The 16219-nt window shown below is 41.3% G+C and carries 11 protein-coding genes; 5 read left to right on the top strand and 6 right to left on the bottom strand.

What is annotated here, in order from left to right; all coding sequences use genetic code 11:
• Window positions 1-50: 50 nt before the first annotated feature.
• Window positions 51-1850 carry a translational GTPase TypA gene (typA, locus tag GO009_RS09725; RefSeq protein ID WP_163626017.1) on the top strand — a complete coding sequence of 600 codons (1800 nt, stop codon included), beginning with the start codon at window positions 51-53 and terminating at the stop codon, window positions 1848-1850.
• Window positions 1851-2281: 431 nt separating this feature from the next.
• Here typA and ppgK read toward each other — a convergent pair whose 3' ends face one another.
• The 5 genes from ppgK to GO009_RS09700 form a co-directional block, all read right to left on the bottom strand.
• The gene (gene ppgK, locus GO009_RS09720; protein ID WP_163626016.1) at window positions 2282-3040 is read right to left on the bottom strand and encodes a polyphosphate--glucose phosphotransferase; all 759 of its coding nucleotides are present in this window, start codon (window positions 3038-3040) and stop codon (window positions 2282-2284) included.
• 95 nt (window positions 3041-3135) lie between these two features.
• Window positions 3136-3819 (bottom strand): cell division ATP-binding protein FtsE, encoded by a 684-nt coding sequence (locus GO009_RS09715; protein WP_163626015.1) that lies wholly within the window; start codon window positions 3817-3819, stop codon window positions 3136-3138.
• 94 nt (window positions 3820-3913) lie between these two features.
• A complete protein-coding gene (locus GO009_RS17910; RefSeq protein ID WP_163626014.1) occupies window positions 3914-4717 on the bottom strand; it encodes a DUF3137 domain-containing protein in 804 nt (267 codons plus the stop codon).
• Window positions 4718-5092: 375 nt separating this feature from the next.
• Window positions 5093-6223 carry a DUF3137 domain-containing protein gene (locus GO009_RS09705; RefSeq protein ID WP_163626013.1) on the bottom strand — a complete coding sequence of 377 codons (1131 nt, stop codon included), beginning with the start codon at window positions 6221-6223 and terminating at the stop codon, window positions 5093-5095.
• A gap of 12 nt (window positions 6224-6235) precedes the next feature.
• Window positions 6236-6781, bottom strand: a complete 546-nt coding sequence (locus GO009_RS09700) for a LemA family protein (protein WP_163626012.1) — start codon at window positions 6779-6781, stop codon at window positions 6236-6238.
• A 311-nt stretch (window positions 6782-7092) separates the two neighbouring features.
• On the opposite strand from GO009_RS09700, the gene GO009_RS09695 reads away from it, so the two are divergent.
• From GO009_RS09695 to GO009_RS09685, 3 genes are all read left to right on the top strand, one after another.
• Window positions 7093-10116: a tetratricopeptide repeat protein gene (locus GO009_RS09695; RefSeq protein WP_163626011.1), complete on the top strand. Its 3024-nt coding sequence runs from the start codon at window positions 7093-7095 to the stop codon at window positions 10114-10116.
• Window positions 10117-10128: 12 nt separating this feature from the next.
• Window positions 10129-11883, top strand: a complete 1755-nt coding sequence (locus GO009_RS09690) for a TonB-dependent receptor (protein ID WP_163626010.1) — start codon at window positions 10129-10131, stop codon at window positions 11881-11883.
• Window positions 11884-11964: 81 nt separating this feature from the next.
• Complete coding sequence (locus GO009_RS09685; RefSeq protein ID WP_163626009.1) at window positions 11965-13584, top strand: amidohydrolase; 1620 nt, start codon at window positions 11965-11967, stop codon at window positions 13582-13584.
• Between the two features lie 153 nt (window positions 13585-13737).
• Here GO009_RS09685 and GO009_RS09680 read toward each other — a convergent pair whose 3' ends face one another.
• A complete protein-coding gene (locus tag GO009_RS09680; protein WP_163626008.1) occupies window positions 13738-14271 on the bottom strand; it encodes a DUF2911 domain-containing protein in 534 nt (177 codons plus the stop codon).
• A 238-nt stretch (window positions 14272-14509) separates the two neighbouring features.
• Between GO009_RS09680 and asnB the strand changes: the two genes are divergently transcribed.
• Complete coding sequence (asnB, locus tag GO009_RS09675; RefSeq protein WP_163626007.1) at window positions 14510-16180, top strand: asparagine synthase B; 1671 nt, start codon at window positions 14510-14512, stop codon at window positions 16178-16180.
• Window positions 16181-16219: the final 39 nt, after the last annotated feature.

Raw genomic sequence — 16219 nt, 5'->3', positions numbered from 1 at the left:
TGTTGCACAACAAAAAATAGCAGTATCTTTGCGGGCTTAAAATTTAGGTTATGTCCAAAATCAAAAACATTGCAATCATTGCGCACGTAGACCACGGTAAGACTACCTTGGTCGATAAAATTATGTACCATTGCCAGTTGTTCCGTGATAACGAGAACAAAGGCGACCTGATATTGGACAACAACGACCTGGAACGGGAACGCGGAATTACCATCGTTTCAAAAAACGTTTCCGTTGTTTACAAAGACACAAAAATTAATATTATAGATACCCCTGGGCACGCCGATTTCGGTGGTGAGGTAGAGCGTGTTTTGAATATGGCCGATGGGGTCTTATTACTGGTGGATGCCTTCGAAGGCCCAATGCCACAGACCCGTTTTGTGCTTCAAAAGGCAATCGACCTTGGTCTGAAGCCCTGCGTGGTTATCAACAAAGTTGATAAAGAAAACTGTACCCCAGAGGAAGTACACGAAAAAGTGTTCGATTTGATGTTTGAATTGGGTGCGGAAGAATGGCAACTCGATTTCCCGACCGTTTATGGCTCTGCAAAAAACAACTGGATGGGCGAGGATTGGAAAACTCCAACCGAGAATATTGAGCCACTATTGGACATGGTCATTGAGCATGTTCCGGAATTTAAACCACAAGAAGGCTCAACCCAAATGTTGATTACTTCGCTGGACTTTTCTTCTTTTACCGGAAGAATTGCCATTGGTAGATTGCAAAGAGGTAAACTTCGTGAAGGACAACAGGTTTCTTTGGTAAAAAGAGACGGTTCCATTGTGAAGACCAGAATCAAAGAACTTTATACGTTCGAAGGTCTTGGTCGCTTAAAAGTTGAGGAAGTAGCTGCAGGAGATATTTGTGCGATTGTTGGTATGGAAGGATTTGAAATCGGTGATACCGTTGCCGATATTGAAAACCCCGAGAAATTGAAGACCATTGCTATTGATGAGCCTACCATGAGTATGCTTTTCACCATTAACGATAGTCCGTTTTTTGGTAAGGATGGAAAGTTTGTTACTTCCCGTCACATCAAGGAGCGTTTGGAAAAGGAGTTGGAGAAAAACTTGGCACTTCGCGTTCAAGAAACCGATAGTGCCGATAAATTCTTGGTATACGGACGTGGGGTATTGCACCTTTCCGTATTGATCGAGACCATGCGTAGGGAAGGTTACGAGCTTCAGATTGGACAGCCACAAGTAATTATTAAGGAGATTGATGGTGTAAAATGTGAGCCTGTGGAAAACTTGACCATTGATTTGCCGGAAGAAGTATCGGGAAAAGCTGTTGAGATGGTATCCATCAGAAAAGGTGAAATGACCAGTATGGAAGCCAGAGGTTCCCGAATGGTTTGTGAATTCATCATCCCTTCCAGAGGAATCATCGGTCTTAGGAACCAATTGTTGACAGCTACGGCAGGTGAGGCCATTATGGCGCACCGATTTTTGGAGTATCAACCCTTAAAAGGTGATATTCCACAGCGATTGAATGGTTCTTTGGTGTCTATGGAAAACGGAACTGCGATTCCTTATTCTATTGACAAACTTCAGGATAGGGGTAAATTCTTTGTGGACCCGGGAGAAGATATTTATGAAGGCCAGGTAATTGGAGAGAACTCCCGTCAGGATGATATGACAGTGAACGTTACAAAGACCAAAAAACTATCCAATGTCCGTTCTTCCGGGGCTGATGATAAGGCCAAGATTGTGCCAGCTATCAAGTTTTCCTTGGAAGAAGCTTTGGAATACATCCAAAAGGATGAATACGTTGAGGTAACGCCAAACCACTTGAGGATTAGAAAAATCTACCTAAAAGAAGTGGATAGAAAAAGAAACAAGGTAGTTTAGATATAATTCAATTTGACATTTGCATAAAGCGGATGGAGTAGCATACTTCATTCGCTTTTCTTTTTTTGATAGTTCTTGGTTGTCTTTTTGGTGGTTTGTGTCATTTCGAATGAATATGAGAAATCCCAAACACAAATAGATTTCTCAATTGTCACTGCGTTTCTCATTTCGAAATGACAAATGCTACGTCATTTCGAACGAACGTGAGAAATCTAATTTGTAATAGGTCATTCATTCACCTTGTTTATTAAGAATAATTTTTAGTTAACCTTTACAATTTCAATCATCAGGAGCGAGAAATCTAAGAATAACAATTGAATCTTCCTGACAAAATAGATTATTGGAGAAATTCGTGTAATTCATGTCAAACCATTAGCTCAGCATCAAATAACAGTGGAAACCTTGACTCCTAAAATCCTGAACCCTAAAAATTAGTGCAAATGCCCGTGGTGTTGCTCACGTAAACAAGATACGGCAGCTCCAATAATTCCGGCGTGGTTCATAAGTTCGGCCTTTACCACATTAGTCTCAATTTTGATGTGATGACTGAATTCCTCCCATTTTTTGGAGGTTCCGCCCCCAACGATTATAAGGTCTGGACAAACAATAAGTTCTACCAATTTTAAAAACTTATTGAAGCGTTTGCCCCATTTTTTAAAACTGAGATCTTCTTTTTCTTTGGCAGACGCAGCTGCCCATTTTTCAATCTTCTTAAATTTCTTGTAAGGAATCTGGCCCAATTCAAAATTGGGGATAAGTATGCCGTTGTAAAAAGCGCCGCTACCCAGTCCTGTTCCGATAGTGATCATAACCACCAATCCATCTTTTCCTTTGCCTACCCCATAGTTCATAGAGGCATATCCAGCAGCATCGGCATCATTCAAAACAGTAAATTCATTGCCAGTGTATTCGGTAAAAAGTTCATCAATATTTACGCCAACCCAACTTGGGTCTAAGTTTCCCGGAGATTTACATATCCCGTTTTTGACGATGGATGGAAAGCCACAGCCCACAGGGCCTTTATAATTAAAGTGTTCCACAATTTCGGCCACCACTTTGGCCATGTCTTTTGGTTTTTTTGATTTTGGGGTTGGAATTCGAAAACGTTCGGTCAACATTTCACCGGTTTCGGCGTTTACCAAGGCACCTTTTATGCCCGATCCGCCTATATCTATACCAAGAATTTCCATATAGGAAGCAATATTAGTTTGAACAAAGTAACAAAAACTTTTGGTGATCAGGTAATTGCATTGAAAATCAATGAGCTATATGTGTTTTTTGATGATTATATCGCTTTTTGAATGACTTCAAAAACTTTACTGCCATCACATTTCAGGGTTTTGTGCGGATATTTCAAAATCAAGGCGTAATCATGCGTAGCCATAATGATGGTTCTTCCGTTCTGATTGATATCCTGTAATACTTTCATGACCTCTACACTGGTCTGTGGGTCCAAATTACCCGTGGGCTCATCTGCCAAAATAAGTTCTGGGTCGTTCAATAGAGCACGGGCAATGGCAATGCGTTGTTGTTCGCCGCCAGAAAGTTCGTGCGGAAACTTAAAACCTTTGGTTTTCATGCCTACCTTGTTCAGTACCTCCTCTATTTTTTCGTCCATTTTTTTAGAATCGGTCCATCCCGTTGCTTTTAAAACAAATTGTAGATTGTTGTTCACGTTTCGGTCTGGCAGTAACTTGAAGTCCTGAAAAACAATACCCAGTTTTCTGCGTAAAAAGGGAATATCTTTTTCTTTGAGTGTTTTCAGGTCAAAATCCACTACTTGCCCGGTGCCTTGTTTTAGGGGAAGGTCGGCATAAAGCGTTTTCATAAAACTACTTTTCCCGCTACCGGTTTTTCCTATTACATAAACAAATTCCCCTTTTTTTACCTCAAGGTCAATATTGTTGAGAACCAAGTTCTCGTTTTGGAATACGGCTACGTTTTGTAATTTAACAATGGTTTCGGGCATAATTTCAATTCAAAAGCTACACAAAAGTATTTGAAATTAAGTGATCAGCATCAAAATTAATGGTTAAAGCTTATTTTTTGGAAAAAGGGGTGTATCATTTTTTCCAAATTTTAGTATTTAGGTTGAGGTCATCCACAATGTCGATGGCCATTACAAAATCTTCATAAAAAAGTTCGAGTACATTGGAGGTGACCAAATTTTGATTTAGCCGTAAACTCAGAAAACCATGGGGAATTTGTACCGCCATATAGAGTTTATTGTTCTTGAAGGACATGAGCACTGAGCCTCCCACTTTTTTCTTGAAAGCTGCGATTCGTCGCATCAATGAGGGCGATAGGATGTAACGGGCTTCCGTTTGGTCGGTGCTATAAACCACAAATTCATTTTCGAACTCGGTATCTTCCATATTCACCAACTGGTTCCGGTTGAGGTTCATGGACTGTAGTGTCTTGGCCATATACCCAATCCTTTTTTCATATTGATCGGGCAGTACAATGGTGCTGCCATTGAATTTTTTGTTGAAATCCATAATGGCGAACATTCCTGTAAAACTACTTCCCATTTCCTCGATACTGCTCTTTTTTTTGAACCAAGGCCTTAAATGGGTATACGCCATATAAAGTTGTAAAAAGAGAGGAATGTACATAAGGTAAGGATTGATTTGTGTCCCAATAATCTTCACATTTCCCATGGAAATAGAAATACTACCCACTTTTCCGGTGAGCACTCCCCGGTTCATATTGTAGGTTTGCTTCTTTGATTTTACCTTTACAAAAGGATTGTGTTTTGCCAGCAATTCGCTGTTTGCGATTTCATGGATATTGATTTGTTTTTTTGGGTTAAATCGAAACGTAGGGGCAATTTTTTTCAGAAGTGTCCGCAGGATTTGCTTTTCCACGGTCAGATATTTTTTTCTTAGGAGGTAGGATTTTGCAAAAATGAAATAACAAGTGCCACAAATAAAAGTTATTAATGTTTGAATGAACTCATACCATGGCACATTTTTTGGCATGGTTGAAGCCCATTCGGCCAGTTTATCATTAAACGGACCCCAAAAAAGAGGATAGGTTATTGTTCCCAAGAATATAAGGGGCACAGAGATGGAACCTATTACTTTATACCAATAATATTTTTTTCTAAGCGGTTCGGCCTTTTCCAGCAAGGGGAGCAGTTGTTTTTTAATGCTGCTGAAGTCCATGGTGCCAAGCTAGTTTTAGATTGGTTTGTTGTGAAGAGAATCTCCAATGTAGCATCAAATGCAAATGGTTAAAGCTTATTTTTTTGGAAAAAGAGATGCATCATTTTTCCAAATCTTAGTATTCAAGTTAAGATCTTCCACAATGCCGATGGCCGTTGTAATATCTTCATAGAAAAGTTCAAGTACATTGGAGGTGACCAAATTTTGGTTTTGCCGTAAGCTCAGAAAACCATAGGGCAATTGTACTGCCATGTAAAGTTTATCGTTCTTGAAGGACATAAACACTTGGCTTCCCACCTTTTTCTTGAAAGCTGTGATTCGCCGCATCAATGAGGGCGACAGAATGTAACGGGCTTCCGTCTGGTCGGTACTGTACACCACAAATTCATTTTCGAACTCGGTATCTTCCATGTTCACCAATTGGTCTCGTCCCAAGTTCATGGATTGTAGGGTCTTGGCCATGTATCCAATCCTCTTTTCATATTGATCAGGGAGAACAACGGTGGTACCATTGAATTTTTTATTGAAATCCATAGTGGCGAACATTCCAGTAAAGCCGCTTCCCATTTCGTCGATACTTTTCTCTTTTGTTAACCAAGGTTTTAGGTAGGTGTACGTCATGTATATGTGTGCATAGAAGGGAATGTACATAAGGTAGGGGCTAACTTGTAGCCCAACTGTCTTAACATTCCCCATGGAAATGGAAGTACTGCCCACTTTTCCAGAGAGCACTCCTTGGTTCATATTGTAGACTTGGTTTAGACTTTGGTCCTTTACAAATGGATTGTGCTGTGCCAGCAGTTCACTGTTTGCGATTTCCCGGGCATCAATCTGTTTGTTTGCATCAAAATGGAATGTGGGCACAATTTTTTCCAAAAGGGTTTCCAGGATTTCTTTCTCAATAGCCATGTATTTTCTTTTTTGGGAGTTGGCCATGGCATAGATAACATAGAAAACACCAATCAAAAAAAACATTGGCATTTGCAGGGATGTGAGCCAAATTTCTTTTTCGTTCAACCCTCTGGCCCATTCGGTAAATTGGTAATTGAAGAAGTACATAAAAATGGGAAGAACTATTATACTGCCTAAAAACAAAAGCATGGCAAGAGAGGTTGCTGCTTTATATTTGCGATACTTTCTTCTAAGTGGTTCAGCCTTTTCCAGCAAGGGGAGCAGTTGTTTTTTAATGCTGCTAAAGTCCATCATATAAATCTGGTTTTAGATTGAAATTTTAGGGACTTCGGCATCCGAAGGATCAATAATGAACATTGTTTTCGGGGTGTACCCCATCAATTTGGCAACTATATTGGATGGGAACATGTCCAAAGCAGTATTGAAAGCATATATCGCTGCATTGTAGGATCGTCTTGAGGCAGAAAGTTGCTCTTCCACTTCATTCAAACTGCTTTGCAACACAAGAAAGTTTTCACTGGCCTTGAGGTCTGGGTAGGCCTCAACGGTTACTTGGAGTTTGCCCAATTTGTCGCCCAACTGGTCTTCGAGCTGTATTCTCTCACGATCGTCCACCTTTTGATCAACGATTTGCTGTCTTAACTTCGTAATGTCCGTCAGGATTTGTTTCTCGTGTTTCATGTAGCCTTTTACGGTAGTTACAAGCTGTGGAACCAGGTCTGTTCTTTTCTTCAGCATTACGTCAATGCTGCTGTAGGCTTCTTCGGTCTTGTTCTTTTTGCTGACCAGATTGTTGTATATAAATATGAAGAGCAACAAAAAGACCAGCACAATAATAACTAAGTAGGTCATAATAAAAATTTACATTGAACATTTGGGACAACCTTAGGATTGCCCTTTTTTCAAAGCTGAAGGGGTTAATGCTTTATTTTAAATGTTGAGGTTTGAATTTGTTGTTCCAAAAAACGAAAGGAATAACCCTTTGAAAAGTGTTTTGAAACGTTTGGCCAGTGAGGTTGTCTGGCAACTTGGTGGTAAAAGTAACAATAAATGAATGTTGTACAAGCAGATATCCGTAAATTTCGGCAAATGACATTTTAAATATACTTTGGCTTTAATTTTGACGTTATGAGTAAAGTCAATCGAGAACAGCGTAGAACACTATGAATCGAAAAAACCTCTTTATTTTTCCCATTTTAATGGGAAGCTTTTTTGTGCTTTCTGCACAGGAAACCAAGATCTATACCCACGAAAACAAAGCCTATCAAGATGCTTTGGCGCTCTATAATAATGAGCAGTACCAAGCCGCGCAAAACATTTTTGAGTCCGTAAAGGCCAATACCAAAGATGGTGAAACCGAAGCCAATAGTGCTTATTATGCCGCAAATGCTGCCATTAGGTTAAATCAGCGGGGAGCGGATAAAATGATGGAAGATTTTGTGGAACGTTACCCTACATCCACAAAGCGAAACTCTGCATTTCTTGACGTGGCCGATTACTATTTTGAGACCGGAAAATACCCTTACGCTTTAAAATGGTACAAAAAAGTGGACGAAAACTCCATGCCATATTCAGAGCGTGACCGTTTTAATTTTAACAACGGATACGCTTTGTACGCATCTAAACGTCCAAAGGAAGCTGAACGTTATTTGAACAAGGTCACCACCTCCCAAAAATATGGCTCACAGGCCAAGTATTATTTGGGGTATATTGCCTATGAGCAGGACGATTACAGTTCCGCAAGCGCCCGGTTCGACCAAATTCAGGACCCCGAATTGCTCGATGAGAAGTTGTCGTACTACCAAGCTGACCTGAATTTTAAGCTCGGTAAGTTTGAAGAAGCCATCGCCATGGCCAAAAAACAATTGCCAAAATCCAATCGTCAAGAAGTTTCGGAACTCAATAAGATAATTGGCGAGAGCTACTTCAATCTGGAACAATATGCGGAGGCCATTCCCTATTTGGAAGAATACAAGGGCAAACGTGGCAAATGGAACAACACCGATTACTATCTGTTGGGTTACAGCCATTACAAGTTAGGCGATTATCAACAAGCCATCCAGCAATTCAATAAAATTGTGGGCGGAAGCAATGCAGTCTCTCAAAATGCATACTATCACTTGGCGGAGTGCTATTTAAAGTTGGACAAAAAATCCGAAGCCTTGAATGCGTTCCGAAATGCTTCCCAGATGGAGTTCAGCCCAGAAATCCAAAAAGATGCCCAGTTGAACTATGCCCGTTTGAGCTACGAAATAGGCAATGCTTATGAACCCGTTCCACAGGTGTTGACCACTTATCTGGAAAAATATCCAAAGGATGAGCATCAAATGGAAATTCAAGAACTTTTGGTGGACTCCTACATTACCTCCCGAAATTTTGAAGGTGCGATGCAACTGTTAGAGGAGAACAAAAACTATGCCAGCAAAGAAACCTATCAAAAAGTTGCCTATTATCGCGGAATAGAACTTTTTATAGATGGTGATTACGAAGAAGCTTGGGAAAGGTTGGATAAATCCTTAAAAAGTGCAGAAAACTCCAGTTTTGAGGCTCGTGCCTTGTATTGGAAAGCCGAATCGGCCTACAGATTGAACCGTTTTGAAGAAGCCTTGGTCGATTTTGTTAAGTTTCAAAATTCACCAGTTGCCAAATCGCTTCCGGAATATGATCAATTGGATTACAATTTGGGATACTCCTATTTCAAATTAAAAGATTACAATAATGCCATATCCTATTTTAAAAATGTGGTCAACTCCAATGCTATTGATGACCAAAGGAAGAACGATGGATATCTGCGCTTGGGGGACAGCTATTTTGTGACCAGCAAATACCAATTGGCGAAGAAGGCTTACGATGCTTCATCAAAGATGAACGGTCCCGAACGGGATTATGCAGCCTTCCAAAAAACACTTTGCGATGGCTTTTTGGGCAACAATTCAGCAAAAATTGATGGATTGAATGAATTTTTGACCATGTACCCAAGCTCATCATTGCGCGATGATGCCTTGTTTGAATTGGGGAATTCCTATATCAACAATAACCAAGAAAGTTTAGGACTTCAAACCTACGATCGAATAGTGGATGAATACTCGGGAAGTAGGTTCGCACCACGTGGACTGCTGCGTTCTGGATTGGTTTATTACAACTCCAGTCGTAACGATCAGGCGTTGGACAAGCTAAAAGAGGTGGTTCAAAAATATCCCAATACCCAAGAAGCCAAACAAGCCGTTGCCACTACCAAATTGGTTTATGTGGACGAAGGTCGGGTAAGCGAATATGCTGCTTGGGCGCGGAACTTGGATTTTGTTGAGGTAACAGATAGGGAACTTGACAATGCCAGTTTTGAATCTGCCGAAAGGAAGCAAATTGAAGGAAAAGCGACTGCCGCCATTCGAGGATACGAAGATTACCTGAACCAATTCCCGAATGGATTGCACGCCCAGAACGCCAATTTTGCCTTGGCGCAATTGTATTTTGCCAATGGCGAAAAAGATAAGGCCCTGCCAAAATATAAAGCGGTTGCCGATGGAGGAAATGGCGAATACACCGAACAGGCCTTGACCCGTGTTTGCGAAATTTATGTGGAAAAGCAAGATTACAATAGTGCCATTCCCTATTTGAAGAGGTTGGAGGGCACGGCAGATATTTCTGAGAACAAAACCTTTGCCCAATCCAATTTGATGAAAGGTTTTTATGGTCAAAAAGAGTATTCGCAGACCATTGCTTATGCTGAAAAAGTGTTGAGCGCTCCAAAAATCGATGACCGCATCAAAAGTGATGCGCAGATTATGATAGCGCGTTCTGCCATTGCCACCGAAAATGAAAGTTTGGCAAAAACGGCTTACCAAGATGTGAAGAAGATTGCTTCTGGAGAACTCGCTGCCGAAGCTTGGTACTACGATGCCTATTTTAAAAATAAGGAACAGGCCTATGAGGCTTCCAATGAGTCCGTTCAAAAACTGGCCAAGGATTATGCGGCCTACAAAGAGTGGGCAGGAAAGGGATTGGTGATTATGGCCAAGAATTTTCACAACTTGGGAGATGCTTTTCAGGCCACCTACATTCTGGAAAGTGTAATCTCCAATTTTTCTGAATTTGAGGAAATCGTTGCGGAAGCAAAAGGTGAGTTGGCCACTATCAAGGCCAAGGAAGCCGAGAGCAATTCATCCGTAGACCCCAACGAAAACTAAACGAGACACAGCATGCAAAAGAGAACCTATATATTTTCATTACTTTTTTTGAGCCTTTGTGGAGCCGTTATCGCCCAAGAAGAAGATAACATTGGTACAGAAACGGTAACGGTGGTAAAACCGTATTCCCCTACCGTTTCGGATGCCTTTAAGATTAAGTCGTCTCCATCCTTGAACGATTCCATTGTGCTTCAAAAGAAAAAAATCAATTACAGCATATTTTCCGTTCCAGTGGCATCAACCTTTACACCTGCAAAGGGCAAGGCCTCTGGAGTTGAAAGAACACCGCCGCCCACCTTGTACAATTCGTATGCATCGGTTGGTTTGGGCAATTATAACAATGCTTTGGTGGATTTTTATACCAGCAGGGATTTTAACAGGGGAGAGGATTTGTTGGATTTTGGTCTTACCCACAACTCATCGCGTGGTGATTTGGACTCAACACCCTTGGAAACTGATTTTTACGACACCAAATTGAATGCTTCCTATACCAAAAAGGACCGTTATATGGATTGGGGCGCAGCAATTGGGCTACAGCACCAGCTTTACAATTGGTATGGAATTCAGAGTGATTTGTTCAGTGAAGATGAGATCAATGCCATGGACGAGCAGCAAAATTATTTCAATGCGGAGGCCAAGGCGCATTTTAATATGGAAGATTCTTATTTTAAGAGTGGGGAGCTTTTGTTAAGACGTTTTTGGGACGCCACGGAATCTGCTGAAAACCGTGCAGTAATCAATCCAACTTTTGAGCTTCCCGTAACGGAGGAATTGATAACGATTTCCGCCAAAGTAGATTATGTAGGTGGTAGTTTTAAAAATGGAACTATTTCTGAATTGGATAACCCTGGCGAAAAGAATTACAGTAATCTACAAGCAGGGGTAACTCCAAGTCTTTTGATTTTGCGCGATGATTTGACCATTAACTTGGGAGCCAACCTTGTCTACGGACTGGATATGGAAAACAGCGAGAACAACTTTTATATTTATCCTGCTGTAACAGCTTCATACCGTGTTATGGACGAAAATGTAATCGCCTACGGTGGAATAGAAGGGGAGTTAAAGCAAAATTCCTATCACGATTTTGTGGATGAGAACCCTTACGTTTCCCCAACCTTGGATATTATTCCAACTGATCAGCAGTATGAAGGCTATTTGGGTTTGAAAGGGCAGTTGACCTCCAATGTGGGATACAATGTCAAGGGTTCGTATATGGCGGAAAACAGGAAGCCCTTGTTTTTTCATAATCCCATCAATACATCGAGAGATGACGAAAAAAGTTATCATTATGGCAACTCTTTTCAGGTTTTTTATGATGATGTAAAGACCTTGGGCGTGTTCGGGGAAATCAATGTGGATGTGAACCGTAACTTTTCGTTGGGCGTAAATGGAGAATTCTATGATTACGATACCGAAACGGATAACCCCGCTTGGAACTTGCCTTCCATTAAAGCATCTGTTTTTATGGATTATCAAATAAACGATCAATGGTATATGGGAGCCAACTTGTTCTATGTGGGAGAACGAGATGATTTGTTGGCAGAAACCAGTCCAGTAAATATTGCAAACCCGCCTATAGTTTACACACCGGTCACTTTGGACGGCTTTTTTGATGCCAATGCCCATGTGGGATATCGATTTAACGAGCAATTGTCCATTTTTGTGAAAGCTTCCAACATTGCAAACAACAATTATCAGCGTTGGGCCAATTTTAGGGTGCAAGGATTCCAGGCATTGGCGGGTGTATCGTATAAGTTTGATTTTTAAACAGCATTCGGACAAATTTTATTCAGGTATACACGATAGCATTATCCCTGTATTTTCTATTTTTGGTAGAAACCATCAAAAATGAAAAAGTTCTTTTTTCTTATCAGCATCGCTTTAGTTTTTTCTTGTACTACTAAAGAAGAAGTAGACCTAATCGTTACCAATGCAAACATCTATACGGTAGATGATAGTTTTTCCAAAGCATCCAGTGTTGCCATCAAAGACGGAAAATTTGTTGCGGTTGGCGAAACGGAGGAAATCTCTAAAAAATATACTGCCCAAAAGCAATTGGATGCCGAGGGCAAGACGATTGTTCCAGGTCTCATTGATGCCCATTGCCATTTTTATGGGTTGGGTCAAAATCAGCAAGTAGTGGATTTGGTCGGCACCCAAAGCTTTGATGAAGTAGTGGAAAGAGTGGTGGCGTTTCAAAAAGAGCGTCCATCAGATTTTATTTTAGGTCGGGGTTGGGATCAAAATGATTGGGAGGTCAAGGAATTCCCGACCAAAGATAGACTGGATGAAATTTTTCCTGATACTCCAGTGGCTTTGGAGCGTATTGATGGCCACGCCTATCTCGTGAACCAAAAAGCATTGGATATGGCGGGCATAACAGCTGATACCGAAACCGAGGGCGGTGAAATCGTAAAAGAGGAGGGCGAACTTACCGGGGTTTTGGTTGATAACCCTATGGGTTTGATCAACAAGGTGATACCGCCAGCCAGTTTGAAGCAAAAAATACAAGCACTTAAAGATGCAGAACAGATTTCTTTGGATTATGGATTGACCACGGTAAACGATGCCGGTTTGTCCAGAGATATCATTGAACTGATTGATAGCCTTCAGCAAACAGGCGAGTTATCCATTCGGGTCTATGCCATGGTGTCCAACTATCCCGAGAACCTAGATTACTTTTTGGATAAAGACATCATCAAAACAGAGGGCTTGAATGTTCGCTCCGTAAAAGTATATGGCGATGGCGCTTTAGGCTCAAGAGGGGCAGCGTTGAGAACACCCTATTCCGATAAGCCCGGACATTTTGGGGCTATGGTAACCCCTGTGGACCAAATTGAAGCCTTGGCAGAGCGAATAGCTGCGACCGATTACCAAATGAATACCCATGCCATTGGAGATTCTGCCAATATTGTAGTACTTCGAGCGTATGAAAAAGCTTTGGAAGGCAAAACGAACCGCAGATGGAAGGTGGAACACGCGCAAGTAATCTCGCCATCCGATTTCGATTATTTTGAAAATGGCATCATTCCATCCGTTCAACCCACCCATGCTACCAGCGATATGTACTGGGCAGAAGATAGATTGGGTGCCGAGCGGGTAAAGGGTGCCTATGCCTACAAAGATCTGCTGGATAAAGCCGGATTGGTGGCTTTGGGAACCGACTTCCCCGTGGAGCAAGTAAATCCATTTTTAACTTTTTATGCCGCGGTAGCACGTCAAGATGTGGAGCAGTACCCCGAAGGCGGTTTTCAAATGGAGAATGCCTTGAGCAGGAAAGAAACTTTGAAGGGTATGACCATTTGGGCGGCCTATTCCAATTTTGAAGAGGATGAAAAAGGGAGCATTGAACCAGGTAAGTTCGCCGATTTTGTAATCTTAAGCGATGATATTATGAAGGTTCCATCTGAAAAGATTCCGAATGTGACGGCGGAACATGTTTTCTTGGGCGGTGTTCAGAAAAAATAAGACTGTTTTGTCATTCTGAACTGTCACCCTGAGCGCAGTCGAAGGGGATGGTGAAGAATCTATCAATCCCCTTTTGTTAAAGTATTATGCGATGAAAGAGCAATAAAAAAAGCCCCAGTTTTGGGGCTTTTGTGCTGTAAAAACTGAAATTTTCTAGTAGCTGATAGGCAAGGTAACCCTTGTAGTTCCCCAACCCATAACCATATTTCCATCATCGTCAAAAGCAATACCAAAAGCTTCCAACTCTTCATTATCGGTAGAGGCTTTAGCAGTAGCGCGAACTACATCACTATCGCTATCGTACGAATAAGCGCCCCATTGGTGCAAGTTGCTGTTCAAGATAACGGTCCATTCATCTCCACCGGGGATGGTAAATAGAGCATAGGATCCAGCTTTTATAGTTTTTCCGCCAACAGTGGCATCCTTGTAAAATGTAATTTCAGTTGCTTCGTTTGCACCGGTTCTCCAAACCTTACCAACAGGGGCAAGTTCTGCCAAGCTACGTCCTTTTAACTGTGGACGGCTATAAATAACACGGGCAGCTTTATTGGTTTCCCTTGAGCTGGCAGGGTAGTAGGCAATGTCGGCCGGACTTTTGTCAAGTCCGCTAAATTTCTGGGCCGTGGCATCTGTGGTGAATGCCAGAGAGGTACAGAGCACTAAAAGTAGTAATGTCAATTTCTTCATGATTGTGATTTAAGTTCCTTGTAAAACTAGTTAATTAAATGTTTTTCAAATATACAGACGAGAAAATTAAGCAACCTTACAAAGCGTTCGGGTTAAAAGCATAAACAATAAATTATATTTCATTTTTGTTGTTTTTTGTATTTAAAAGTTTTTAATAGTAATCTAAAACTTGATTAATGTTTTATTTATAAATCTTTACATTCATTTTTGTTTCAAAATTGTTACTAAAATTATTTTTATGTGTGGTATAGTTTGCGCATTTGATGTAAAAGAAAGTACGGAAGTACTTAGGCCCCAATTGTTGGAGATGTCGAAGAAGGTAAGGCACCGTGGGCCCGATTGGAGTGGTATTTACTCCGATGACAAAGCCATTTTGGCCCATGAAAGATTGGCCATTGTGGACCCTGCTTCAGGAAAACAACCATTGTTCAGTGCCGATGGTAAGTTAGTTCTGGCCGCCAATGGTGAAATATATAATCATCAAGAGTTGAGAAAACAGTTTGATGGCAAATACGATTTTCAAACCCAATCCGATTGTGAAGTTATTTTGGCGCTTTATCAAGAGAAAGGACCGGACTTTGTTGATGAAATGAACGGAATATTTGGCTTTGCCATTTATGATTCCGAAAAAGATGAGTATTTCATCGCTCGTGACCACATGGGGATAATTCCATTGTACATTGGTTGGGACAAGAACGGGACCTTTTACGTAGCTTCTGAGTTGAAGGCTTTGGAAGGCACCTGTTCTAAAATCCAACTATTCCCTCCAGGGCACTACATGCATAGCTCCGATGGGGAGTTTGTAAAATGGTACAAGCGTGACTGGATGGAGTATGATGCCGTAAAGGAGAACGAGACCAGTATAGCAAAAATCAAAGATGCTTTGGAGGCAGCCGTGCACCGTCAGTTAATGTCCGATGTGCCTTATGGTGTGCTGTTGTCGGGAGGGCTGGATTCTTCCGTAACATCGGCCATAGCCAAAAAATATTCTCAAAAAAGAATAGAGTCTGGAGATACTGCCGATGCTTGGTGGCCACAACTACACTCTTTCTCGGTAGGGTTGGAAGGTTCGCCCGATTTGGCAGCGGCTCAAAAAGTGGCCGATCATATCGGAACCGTACACCACGAAATCAAATTTACCATTCAAGAAGGGTTGGATGCGATAAAAGATGTTGTATATAATCTAGAAACTTACGATATTACAACCATAAGAGCCTCGACTCCAATGTACTTAATGGCAAGGGTGATTAAATCCATGGGCATCAAGATGGTGCTGTCAGGTGAAGGGGCAGATGAATTGTTTGGTGGATACCTTTATTTTCACAAAGCGCCAAGCCCAAAGGATTTTCATGAGGAAACCGTAAGAAAACTGGATAAACTCCACATGTACGATTGTCTTAGGGCCAACAAATCTTTGGCTGCTTGGGGTATCGAAGGGCGTGTTCCCTTCTTAGATAAAGAGTTTATGGATGTAGCAATGAGCATTAACCCAAAAGATAAAATGATTAACGGCGAGCGCATGGAGAAATGGGTGGTACGAAAAGCATTTGAAGATTATTTACCCGAAAGCGTGGCTTGGAGACAAAAAGAACAATTTTCGGATGGTGTGGGATACAGCTGGATAGATACCTTGAAAGCTTTGGTAGAAGAAGAAATTACCGATGAGCAGTTGGAGAATGCCCATTTCAAATTCCCGATTCAAACCCCAACATCGAAAGAAGAATATTATTATCGTTCCATTTTTGAAAGTCATTTCCCTTCGGATGCGGCAGCATTGAGCGTGCCACAAGAACCTTCAGTGGCCTGTAGCACCAAGATTGCCTTGGAGTGGGACGAGGCGTTCAAAAACATGAACGACCCATCCGGTAGGGCTGTGGCTAAGGTCCATACCGATGCGTATGTGAAATAACCCCCGTTTAAACCAACCAAACGATATGAAGCAGTAAAG

This window comes from Allomuricauda sp. TY007 (assembly GCF_010468565.1).
Taxonomy (GTDB): domain Bacteria; phylum Bacteroidota; class Bacteroidia; order Flavobacteriales; family Flavobacteriaceae; genus Flagellimonas.
This window is presented reverse-complemented; position numbering and strand designations above follow the sequence as displayed.

Bases quoted from the DNA above. Each gene is read 5' to 3' on its own strand.
- typA (WP_163626017.1), top strand. From the start codon at position 51: ATGTCCAAAATCAAAAACATTGCAATCATTGCGCACGTAGACCACGGT.
- ppgK (WP_163626016.1), bottom strand. From the start codon at position 3,040: ATGGAAATTCTTGGTATAGATATAGGCGGATCGGGCATAAAAGGTGCC.
- GO009_RS09715 (WP_163626015.1), bottom strand. From the start codon at position 3,819: ATGCCCGAAACCATTGTTAAATTACAAAACGTAGCCGTATTCCAAAAC.
- GO009_RS09705 (WP_163626013.1), bottom strand. From the start codon at position 6,223: ATGATGGACTTTAGCAGCATTAAAAAACAACTGCTCCCCTTGCTGGAA.
- GO009_RS09700 (WP_163626012.1), bottom strand. From the start codon at position 6,781: ATGACCTACTTAGTTATTATTGTGCTGGTCTTTTTGTTGCTCTTCATA.
- GO009_RS09695 (WP_163626011.1), top strand. From the start codon at position 7,093: ATGAATCGAAAAAACCTCTTTATTTTTCCCATTTTAATGGGAAGCTTT.
- GO009_RS09690 (WP_163626010.1), top strand. From the start codon at position 10,129: ATGCAAAAGAGAACCTATATATTTTCATTACTTTTTTTGAGCCTTTGT.
- GO009_RS09685 (WP_163626009.1), top strand. From the start codon at position 11,965: ATGAAAAAGTTCTTTTTTCTTATCAGCATCGCTTTAGTTTTTTCTTGT.
- GO009_RS09680 (WP_163626008.1), bottom strand. From the start codon at position 14,271: ATGAAGAAATTGACATTACTACTTTTAGTGCTCTGTACCTCTCTGGCA.
- asnB (WP_163626007.1), top strand. From the start codon at position 14,510: ATGTGTGGTATAGTTTGCGCATTTGATGTAAAAGAAAGTACGGAAGTA.